This window comes from Streptomyces shaanxiensis (genome assembly GCF_039537145.1).
GTDB classification, from domain to species: domain Bacteria; phylum Actinomycetota; class Actinomycetes; order Streptomycetales; family Streptomycetaceae; genus Streptomyces; species Streptomyces shaanxiensis.
The window spans coordinates 116,816-127,033 of the sequence record NZ_BAAAZY010000033.1 but is presented as its reverse complement, the minus strand read 5'-3'; the positions used below and the strand labels follow the sequence as shown (position 1 = coordinate 127,033).

Genomic DNA, 10,218 nt, shown 5'->3' with positions numbered 1-10,218 from the left:
CCATGTCGACCAGACCGGTGGCGGTGTCCACGTGGTAGGCGACCACGTTGAACTGCTTGCCCGAGAAGTTGATCTTCATGCCGTGGGTGAGGTGCCCGCCGTGGGCGAGGTCCAGACCGAGGATGGTGTCGCCGGGCTGGGCCAGGGCGAACAGGGCGGCCTGGTTGGCCGAGGCGCCGGAGTGGGGCTGGACGTTGGCGTACTCGGCGCCGAACAGCTCCTTGACCCGGTCGATGGCGATCTGCTCGGCGACGTCGACGTGCTCGCAGCCGCCGTAGTAACGGCGGCCCGGATACCCCTCGGCGTACTTGTTCGTCAGCACCGAACCCTGCGCCTCCAACACCGCGACCGGCGCGAAGTTCTCCGAGGCGATCATCTCCAGGGTGGACTGCTGGCGCTCCAGCTCGGCGTCGACCGCGGCGGCGACGGCCGGGTCCAGCTCGTGCAGGGGCTGGTTGAACAGGGTCATCGGCGGTCTCCTCGGGTGTGGGCACAGTGAGCGGCGTAGGCATCGGCGGACAGCGCGCCGGCGATGTTCTCGACCCGCAGCCTGAACAGCCAGCCGCCGGTGTAGGGGGCGGCGTTGACGACTCCGGGGTCGTCGGCCAGCGCGGTGTTGACTTCCAGGACCCGGCCGGAGGCGGGCGCGTACAGGCCGCTGGAGGCGGTCAGTGACTCGATCCGCCCGCAGCTCTCCCCCGCCTCGACCCAGGCGCCCACTTCGGGCAGGAGCAGTTCGACGACATCGCCGAGGGACTTCGCCGCGAACGCGGTGATGCGACGGTGGCGTTGCCCTCGTCCACGACCAGCCACTCGTGGTCCCAGGTGTACCGCAGGTGCCGCGGAATGCTCGTGGCGGCGTCCCCTGCGGATTCCGGGGAGAGCCGAGGCGCGGAGCTCATGACACGACGGCCGCGGCGGCGGGGACGAGGGTGCGGCGGAGGCGGTTGAAGAACTTCGGCTGGTTGAGGGAGAGCACGGCGACGGGGGTGCCCTCGCGCCGGTAGACGGCGGTGAAGGTGCGGCTGTCGACGTCGCCTTCGACGACCTCGGGCACGGCGCCGGGGGCGACGTGTCCGGCGACCTGGATGCGTACCTGGTACTGGTCGGACCAGAAGTACGGCGCGGTGAGCGGGGCGGCGGCCGACACACCGGTCAGCAGGGTGCGGGCGGCGGTCTTCGCCTGCTCGGTGGCGTTGCTCCAGTGTTCGATGCGGGCGTGCCGTCCGGTGAACGGGTTGGGGCAGCGGGCGACGTCACCGACGGCGACCACTCCCGGGATGCCGGTCGAGCAGCCGGTGTCGCACACGACGCCGTCGTCCACCTGCACTCCGGAACCGGCGAGCCAGTCGGTGTTGGGCCGGACGCCGACCCCGACGACGACGATGTCGGCGGGCAGCAGCCGTCCGTCCGCCAGCCGTACGCCCGTGACCCGGCCCTCGCCGACGAGTGCCGCCACGCCGGTTCCGCACAGCAGCCGAACCCCGTGATCAGTGTGGAGCGAGGAGCACACCAGGCCCATCTCGCGCCCGAGTTGGCGCTCCAGAGGTACGTCGAGGGCCTCGACGACGGTGACGTGGAGTCCGAGCCTGTGCGCGGTGGACGCCACCTCGGCGCCGACGAACCCGGCGCCGATGACGACGACCCGGGGCAGGCCGTCCAGCAGTTCGGCGCGCAGGGCCTGGGCGTCGTCCAGGGTGCGCAGGGTGTGGACGCCCGCCAGCCCGTCCGTGCCGGGGAGGGTGCGGGGGTTGGCGCCGGTCGCGACGACGACGCCGTCGGTGCGCACATGCCGTCCGCCGGTCAGGGTGACGGTGCGGGCGACGGGGTCGAGCCGCAGGGCGCGCTCGCCGAGCAGCCACTGCACGTCCAGGGCCTCGTATTCGTCCGCGTCGCCCAGCGCGAGCGCGTCGGCGTCGATGTCGCCCTTGAGGAAGTCCTTGGACAGCGGGGGGCGGTCGTACGGAGTGTGGCGCTCCTCCCCCACGACGACGATCTCGCCGTCATAGCCCTCAGCGCGCAGCGCGCGGACCGTGCTCAGTCCTGCCAGCGACGCTCCGACGACGGTGATGCTCCTCATGCCGGCTCCAGACGGGGTTGTCTCGCATAACACAACGACACTCGCTATACGCAACATGCTGTTCGCGCAGCGCAGGCATTGTCAAGGGAGGCGTCGCATATGAATTTCCGATGACGCTCCACGTTGCGCGATTCGCAACTGATGGAGAGGTGGATCAGTGCGTGGGCCGCACCTCGAGCTTGTTCTGCAGCCAGGTGTGGAACTCGCCGATGTGGTGCTCGCTGGGCACCAGGACGCCGCCGTCGGCGTACGCCTTCGAGCTCATCGCCGGCTGGGTGCGCTCACAGGCGTCGAAGTCCTGCTGGTTGACCCGGTGGAACAGTTCGACCGAACGCTCCACGTCCTTGCCGCTCTCCACGACGTGCGGCAGGTACAGCCAGTCGCACTCCACGACCGTGCGGTCGGGTGCCATCGGGTACATCCGGTGGAAGATCACGTGGTCGGGCACCAGGTTGATGAAGACCTGCGGCCGGACGGTGATGGCGTAGTAGCGGCGGTCCTGGTCCTCGGCGACGCCCGGGATGCGGTCCAGGCCCTCGGAGCCGTCGACGGTGAAGCCCTGGACCTCGTCGCCGAACTCGGCACCGTGACCGACGTAGTACTGGGCGGCGTAACCGTCCGCGAACTCCGGGAGCACCTCGGTCAGTTCCGGGTGGATGGTGGCGCAGTGGTAGCACTCCATGAAGTTCTCGATGACGAGCTTCCAGTTGGCCTTCACGTCGTAGGTGATACGGCGGCCCACCTTCAGGTCGTCGATGCCGTAGCGCTCGATCGACTCGACGTCGCCGAGCCGCTCGACGATCGCGCCCTGCACGTCGGCCTCGAAGGAGGGCGGCTCGTCGGCGAGGCACACCCACACATACCCGAGCCACTCCCGCACATGGACGTTGATCAGGCCGTACTCGGTGCGGTCGATGTCCGGCATCGACGTCAGGTTCGGCGCGGCGACCAGCTTGCCGTCCAGGCCGTAGGTCCAGGCGTGGTACGGACACCGGAAGGCCCGCTTGACCTCGCCGGACTCCTGGGTGCACAGCCTGGCGCCGCGGTGCCGGCAGATGTTGAGGAACGCCTTGACCGAGCCGTCCCGCGCACGGGAGATCAGCACGCTCTCGCGGCCCACCTGGTAGGTGCGGAAGGCGCCGGGCCTGTCCAGCTCGGCGGCGCGGGCCACGCAGAACCACATGGCCTCGAAGACCCGTTCCTGCTCCTGGGCGAAGACCTCGGCGTCGGTGTAGTACTCGCCGGGCAGCGTGGGGATGAGGCTGGGCGGCAGGTTCGTGATGGTCATCGTGTCACCTTCGGAAGGGGGCGGATGCGCACGCGGCGGGGGTCGAAGAGGGCGATGGGGTGGTCGGTGGTGCCGTCGGTCGCCAGGTCGGCGAGGATCTCGCCGATGACGGGGACGAACTTGAACCCGTGGCCGGAGAATCCGCAGGCCACCGTCACCTGCGGCAGCTCGGGATGCCGGGCGAGGACGAAGTGCCCGTCCGGGGTGCCGGCGTACATGCACGCCGCGCCCTTGAGGAAGCGGCCGGGCAGGGTGGGGATGCGCGGGCGCAGGTACACGGCCATGGCCGCGATCTCGTCGGGGTGGATCCGGCGGTCGAGGGTGTCGGGGTCGACGGGCCCAGGGCCGCCCTGGCGGAAGAAGGGCGGGAGGACGCCGATCACCCCCCCAGGCGGCCGAGCCGCCACGCTAGTTGCGTTCTACGCAACTCCATTCGCTATGAGCAACAACTCTCAAACTGTCTCCCCGTGGACACTCGCTGTCAAGGGGGCGGCAGAGCGACGTTGCCATCCCGGCACAAAACGGACACCGGGCACCCACAGACATGGCAGGGCCGGTCATCGTCGGGCCGTGACGTCGAGGTACAGGCGCCCGCCCGCGCCTCGTGGTCTTCCGCTGACCGGGCGGGCCGTGCGACGATGCGGGCGCCTGATTCCGGCCACCCCATCCGCCTTCCGCAACCTCTGGGGAAACCTGGACCGCCATGCGTATAGTTGCGCTATGAGCAACTACACCGCAGAGAGCGAAACAACGGGTCCCGCGGTGGGTGGGGTGCAGTCCGTCGACCGCGCCGTCAGCGTCCTGGAGATCCTCGCCCAGCGCGGCGAGGCGGGCGTCAGCGAGGTCGCCGCCGAGATCGACGTCCACAAGTCGACCGCGTTCCGGCTGCTCGGGGCACTGGAGTCGCGCGGCCTGGTCGAGCAGACGGCCGAGCGGGGCAAGTACCGGCTGGGCTTCGGGATCGTGCGCCTGGCCGGCGCGGTCACGGGCCGTCTCGACATCACCCAGCAGGGCCGGCCGGTGTGCGAGCGGCTCAGCGAGGAGATCGGCGAGACGGTCAACATCGCGGTCCTGCAGGAGCACTACGCGGTCAACCTCTACCAGGTGTACGGCCCCGGCGCCGTCGGCACGCACAACTGGGTCGGGCAGCTCACCCCGGTCTACGCCACGTCGAGCGGCAAGATCCTGCTGGCCCACCTGACGGCGGAGGAACGCGCCGACGTGCTCGCGGAGTCCGGGGTGCACAAGCTGACGCCGCACACCCTGACGGCCCGCACGAAGCTGGAGAAGGACCTCGCCGAGGCGCGGGAGCGCGGGTACGCGGTGACGCTGGAGGAACTCGAGATCGGGCTGCACGCCCTGGCGGCCCCGATCCGGTCCCGCGACGGCGAGGTCGTGGCCGCGCTCAGCGCCTCCGGCCCCGCATACCGCCTCACCGAGGACCGCATCCACGAGCTCGCCCCCCTGCTGATCAGCGGCGCGGAGGAGATCAGCCGCCGGATGGGCCACCTGGGCTGAGGCTCCACACGGGCACTCAGCACAGCGGCGACTGCCCCGTCGCTGCCGCCTCTACACCCCGGCGGGCCGTCACCCGGCGGCAAGCACGGACACGGCGGTGGTCGCCGCATCTCGCAGCCGCGCGGGAACGACTTGCGTGACGTGCCCACCAGCACGGGATGGCCCAGTGCCCTGTGGGAGCCCCTCGGCGGAGCTCCCACAGGGGAGACGGGACAACCAGTCCCGCTCAGGTCGCTCAGACGTATTCCGTCGCCGCGTCGAGCAACCAGTCCGCCAGATAGCCGGCGAACGACGAGCGGACCAGGACCCAGAATCCGGCCCTGGGTTCGTCCCGGGCGACCAGGACGATCTGCGTGCGGCCCAGTGTCGTCTGGGCGCAGCGCCCGGATCCGAAGGCCCGTGGGTGCAGGTCCAGCGGGCAGCCGTGGGCCAGGAGGTCGTGGGCGCGGGGGCCCGTGACGAGGAGCGTGGTGCGCTGCGCGGAGACGTCGATGACGGAGACCGGCTCGTCCCCCGCCGCCTCCCGGACACGGCTCTCCAGGTCCCGCTCACTGCCCGGCGGCCCCACCAGCAACCACTCGTCGGGGCCGAGCCACAGCGCGGTCAGCTCCCCCGCGCGGACGACGGTGTTCGGCTGGAGGGGCAGTTGGAGGTCGAGTGCGAGTCCTACGGCCTCCGCCGCCGCTCCCTTCGCGTCGAGACGCACGTTGATCTGGGCCAGGAAGGGGAGTTCGGCCAGCCGGATCGCGCCCCCGGACGTGCGGGTCGCGTCGGCCAAGCGGTCGGTGACGTGCGACAGGGGGCTGCGGAGCGGGGCGGTAAGGGTGGTGTCAGCCATCGCGGCGGGCTCCCTCGGGGTCGTAGAGGACGGGGCCGGCGACGGTCACCGGGACCAGCCGGTCGCCCACGGGTGCGTACAGCCGCTCGCCGATGCGGTCCCGGCCGCCCTTGATCAGGGCGAGCGCGAACGTCCGGCCGAGGGCCGCGCTGCGGTAGCTGGACGTGACATGACCGAGCATCGGCACGGGCGGGGTCGGCAGCACACCGTCGGCGATCAGGTGGGTGCCCTCCGGGAGGAAGGTCCCCGGATCCTCGGGGAGCAGGCCGACCAGGTGCTTGCGGTCGGGGCGGGACGTGTCGGCGCGGGCGTAGGACCGCTTGCCGATGAAGTCCGGCTTCTTCTTCGACACCACCCAGCTCATACCGAGGTCCTGCGGAGTGACCGTGCCGTCGGTGTCCTGGCCGATGATCGGGTAGCCCTTCTCGGCCCGCAGGACGTGCATGGTCTCGGTGCCGTAGGGGGTGATGCCGTACGGGGCACCGGCCTCGTACACGGCCTCCCACAGGGCGAGGCCCTGCCACGGTGACACGTTGATCTCGTAGGCGAGTTCGCCGGAGAAGCTGATCCGGCAGACCCGGGCCTCGATGCCCGCGACCGTCGTCTCCCGCCAGGCCATGAACGGGAAGTCGTCGTTGGCCACGGCGAGTTGGGGTGCCAGCGAGCCGAGCACCTCGCGGGACTTGGGACCGACCAGCGCGACCGTGGCCCACTGCTCGGTCACGGACGTGCAGTGGACCTTCAGCTCGGGCCACTCGGTCTGGAGCCACTCCTCCATCCAGTCGAGTACGGCGGCGGCGTTGCCCGTCGTCGTGGTGACCAGGAAGCGCTCCGGGGCGACGCGGATGACCGTGCCGTCGTCGAAGACCATGCCGTCCGGGCGGCACATGACGCCGTAGCGGATCATGCCGACCTTCAGGGTGCTCATCATGTTGGTGTAGAGCCGGTCGAGGAAGACACCGGCGTCCGGGCCCTGCACGTCGATCTTGCCGAGCGTGGACGCGTCCATGAAGCCCACGCTCTCGCGGGTCGCCCGGCACTCGCGCAGCACGGCGGCTTCCATGTCCTCGCCGTCCTGCGGGTAGTACCAGGGGCGCTTCCACTGGCCGACGTTCTCGAACAGGGCGCCGTGCGCGACATGCCACTCGTGGATGGCGGTCGTGCGGACCGGGTCGCTCAGCGCACCCCGGTCGCGGCCCGCGAGGGCGGCGAAGGAGACGGGCGTGTACGGCGGGCGGAACGTGGTCGTGCCGAGCGCGGAGATGTCCACGCCGAGCAGTTCGGCGACGACGCCGCTGGCCAGGACGCCCGATGTCTTGCCCTGGTCGTTGGCGGTGCCGGCCGTGGTGTAGCGCTTGGTGTGCTCGACCGAGCGCAGGCCGGCGCCGGTAGCGCGGGCCAGGTCGTCGACGGTGACGTCGCGTTGGAGGTCGACGAAGCGGGGGGCTTCCGTGTCACCCGGGACGACGTACACGTGCATCGGCGCCGTCGGCCGCGGCTGCGCCGGCACCTCCGGGAGGCGGGGCGTCTCGGGTGTGTAGCCCTCGGCCTCGACGGCTCGGGCACCGGCGGCCGCGCCCTGTGCCAGGACCGCGGCCGGGTCGAGGACGCCGCTCACGCTGCCCGCGACCTCGACCGCCTGGTGGCAGGTGTCGGGCACGAAGGAGCCCAGCGTCTCGTCATGGCGCAGCTTGCCGCCGGACTGGCTGAACAGGTGCGCCACCGGGTTCCAGCCGCCGGAGACCAGCAGCAGGTCGGCGGCGAACTCCCGCTGCCCCGCGGACTCTCCGTACGGCGCGACGGTCACGGCGGTGAGCCGTGTCTCGCCCTCCGTGCCGGTGACGGCGTGCCCGGCCAGCACCTCGATGCCCGCCGCCCTCGCGCGCTCGGCCCACTCCCCCGGTTCGGGGCGGGTGTCGACGATCGCGGTGACGGCGAGGCCCGCCGAGGCCAGGTCCAGCGCCGCCGCGTACGCGCTGTCGTTGGTCGTGAAGACGACCGCGTGACGGCCGGGCAGGACGCCGTGGCGGTTGACGTGCGTACGGGCCGAGGAGGCGAGCATCACGCCGGGGCGGTCGTTGTCCGCGAAGGCCAGGGAGCGCTCGTGGGCGCCGGTGGCGAGGACGACCCGGCGGGCACGGATGCGCCAGACGCGTTCGCGGGAGACGTTCTCGGGGGCCTGGGCGCCGAGGTGGTTGGTGCGGCGTTCGACGGCGAGGAGGTGGTTGTCGTCGTAGTAGCCGAAGACGGTGGTGCGGGGCAGGACACGGACCTCGGGGGCGGCGTCGAGCTGCTCGGTCACCTCCCGTACCCAGTCGAGGTGTTCGGCCGTGCCCAGGAGGCTGCCGCCGGGTTCCGGTTGGTCGTCGGCGAGGATGACGCGGGCGCCGCTCCGCGCTGCCGCCGCCGCTGCCGCGAGGCCGGCCGGGCCGGCGCCGACGATCAGCAGGTCGCAGTGGGCGTGTACGGCGTCGTAGCGGGCGGGGTCGGGGTCGGTGGCGAGGCGGCCCTGGCCGGGGAGGCTGCCGGCGACGAGGCCGTCGTAGAGCTCGACGGTCGTCGCGGGGAGCATGGGCTCAGGGAAGGGCTCCTCGATCTGGATGACCGCGTTGGGCTCTTCGACGCCGGCGGAGAAGATGCCTCGGGGGCGGCCGAGCTTGATGCTGGTGCCGGCCTGGATGACGCCGTTGGCGAGGAGGGCGGAGGCGAGGGTGTCGCCTTGGTAGCCCTGGTATTCGGTGCCGTCGAAGGTGAAGGTGAGGGGGGTGTCTCGGTCCACTCGGCCGCGGGTGGAGTGGCGGAAGGGCTGCTTCTCGCCCCCTCCGCCCCTCCCCGTCCCGTCCTGAAGGGGCTCCGCCCCTTCCACCCCGCCAGGGGGCTCTGCCCCCTGGACCCCCGTCGGCCCCGAAAGGGCCTCGTCCTCAAACGCCGGACAGGCTGAAAGCACTGGCCTCGGCTCAACAGGTGCCGGGCGTTCCTCGCCCGCCCGGTACACCGCCAGCACCTCGTTCGTCGCCGTGTCCCGCACCGCGTTGAACCAGCGGCGGCAGCCCGCCGCGTGGCTCCAGCGCTCGGCGAAGGGACCCTTCGGGTTGTCTCGGAAGAACAGGTAGCGGGCCCACTCCGCGTCGGAGAGGGTCGCCGGGTCCTCCGGGTAGGCCACGTGGGCCTGGCCGCCGTAGTGGAACTCGGCCTCGTCGCGGGGCCCGCACCACGGGCAGGGGATGAGCAGCATGGATCGGCTCCCTAGTGGGCCACCGCGGCCGCGCCGTGCTCGTCGACGAGCGCGCCGGTGGTGAAACGGTCGAGCGAGAAGGGGGCGTTGAGGGCGTGCGGGGTGTCGTTGGCGATGGTGTGGGCGTAGACCCAGCCGACGCCCGGGGTGGCCTTGAAACCGCCCGTTCCCCAGCCGCAGTTGAGATAGAGGTTGTCGACGGGGGTGAGCCCGATGATCGGTGAGGCGTCGGGGCTGGTGTCGACGATGCCGCCCCAGGTGCGCAGGACGTGGGCACGGGCGAAGACCGGGAAGAGCTCCAGGGCCGCCGACATCTGCTCTTCGATGATGTGGAAGGCGCCGCGCTGGGTGTAGGAGTTGTACGCGTCGATGCCCGCGCCCATCACCAGCTCGCCCTTGTGGGCCTGGCTGACGTAGACGTGGACCGCGTTGGACATCACGACCGTGGGGTGCACCGGTTCCAGGAGCTCCGAGACCAGGGCCTGCAACGGGTGGCTCTGGAGCGGGAGTTCGATGCCGGCCATGGCGGCGAGGACCGAGGTGTGGCCCGCGGAGCAGAGCGCCACCTTGCCGGCCGCGATGGGGCCGAGGTTCGTCTGCACGCCGACCACCCGGCCACCGACCACGTCCAGGCCCGTGACCTCGCAGTTCTGGATGATGTCGATGCCCGCCGCGTCCGCCGAGCGGGCCAGGCCCCAGGCCACGTAGTCGTGCTTGGCGATGCCCGCGCGCGGCTGGTACGTGGCGCCCAGGACCGGGTAGCGCACGTCCTGCGAGATGTTGACGATCGGGCAGACTTCCTTGACGCCGTCCGCGTCGAGCCACTCCGCGTCCACGCCGTTGAGGCGGTTCGCCTCGACGCGGCGGACGCTGTCGCGGACGTCCTGGAGGCTGTGGGCCAGGTTCAGCACGCCGCGCTGGGAGAAGAGGATCGGGTAGTCGAGCTCGTCCGCCAGGCCCTCCCAGAGCTTGAGGGCGTGCTCGTAGATGCCGGCGCTCTCGTCCCACAGGTAGTTGGAGCGGATGATCGTGGTGTTGCGAGCCATGTTGCCGCCCGCGAGCCAGCCCTTCTCCAGTACCGCGACATTGGTGATGCCGTGGTTCTTGGCGAGGTAGTGCGCGGTGGCCAGGCCGTGTCCGCCGCCGCCGACGATCACTACGTCGTACGACCGCTTGGGCTCGGGATTACGCCACAGCCAGTCCGGGTGGTCGGGGAGGTCGGCGCCGGGGGTGCGGGGGCTCATCGGACGGCTCCGTCC

General features: G+C 71.3%; 7 protein-coding genes and 2 pseudogenes. 1 reads left to right on the top strand and 8 read right to left on the bottom strand.

Translation table 11 applies throughout. The features are described 5' to 3' along the window. The 5 genes and pseudogenes from ABD932_RS42135 to ABD932_RS42115 all read right to left on the bottom strand — a co-directional run. Positions 1–469 (bottom strand): annotated as a pseudogene (locus ABD932_RS42135) (serine hydroxymethyltransferase); the annotation flags it as partial. Next, the gene (locus ABD932_RS42130; protein WP_425587594.1) at positions 466–813 is read right to left on the bottom strand and encodes a glycine cleavage system protein H; all 348 of its coding nucleotides are present in this window, start codon (positions 811–813) and stop codon (positions 466–468) included. The pseudogene ABD932_RS42135 and the gene ABD932_RS42130, both read right to left, overlap by 4 nt. An 85-nt stretch (positions 814–898) precedes the next feature. Beyond that, positions 899–2,080: an NAD(P)/FAD-dependent oxidoreductase gene (locus ABD932_RS42125; protein WP_345021589.1), complete on the bottom strand. Its 1,182-nt coding sequence runs from the start codon at positions 2,078–2,080 to the stop codon at positions 899–901. Between the two features lie 154 nt (positions 2,081–2,234). After that, complete coding sequence (locus ABD932_RS42120) at positions 2,235–3,368, bottom strand: aromatic ring-hydroxylating oxygenase subunit alpha (RefSeq protein WP_345021587.1); 1,134 nt, start codon at positions 3,366–3,368, stop codon at positions 2,235–2,237. Continuing rightward, positions 3,365–3,745, bottom strand: a pseudogene (locus ABD932_RS42115) (FAD-dependent oxidoreductase); the annotation flags it as partial. The gene ABD932_RS42120 and the pseudogene ABD932_RS42115, both read right to left, overlap by 4 nt. A 343-nt stretch (positions 3,746–4,088) precedes the next feature. On the opposite strand from ABD932_RS42115, the gene ABD932_RS42110 reads away from it, so the two are divergent. Next, positions 4,089–4,886, top strand: a complete 798-nt coding sequence (locus tag ABD932_RS42110; RefSeq protein WP_126389743.1) for an IclR family transcriptional regulator — start codon at positions 4,089–4,091, stop codon at positions 4,884–4,886. Between the two features lie 235 nt (positions 4,887–5,121). Here the strand turns inward: ABD932_RS42110 and ABD932_RS42105 are convergent, their stop codons facing one another. Genes ABD932_RS42105 through ABD932_RS42095 form a run of 3 tightly spaced genes read right to left on the bottom strand, consistent with a single transcriptional unit; the run spans position 5,122 to position 10,203 of the window. Further along, positions 5,122–5,724, bottom strand: coding sequence for a sarcosine oxidase subunit gamma (locus ABD932_RS42105; protein ID WP_345021584.1), 603 nt, complete (start codon positions 5,722–5,724; stop codon positions 5,122–5,124). Further along, positions 5,717–8,959: a sarcosine oxidase subunit alpha family protein gene (locus ABD932_RS42100; RefSeq protein WP_345021582.1), complete on the bottom strand. Its 3,243-nt coding sequence runs from the start codon at positions 8,957–8,959 to the stop codon at positions 5,717–5,719. Before ABD932_RS42100 ends, ABD932_RS42105 begins: the two co-directional genes overlap by 8 nt. An 11-nt stretch (positions 8,960–8,970) precedes the next feature. Continuing rightward, positions 8,971–10,203, bottom strand: coding sequence for a sarcosine oxidase subunit beta family protein (locus ABD932_RS42095; protein WP_345021580.1), 1,233 nt, complete (start codon positions 10,201–10,203; stop codon positions 8,971–8,973). Between the last annotated feature and the right edge of the window lie 15 nt (positions 10,204–10,218).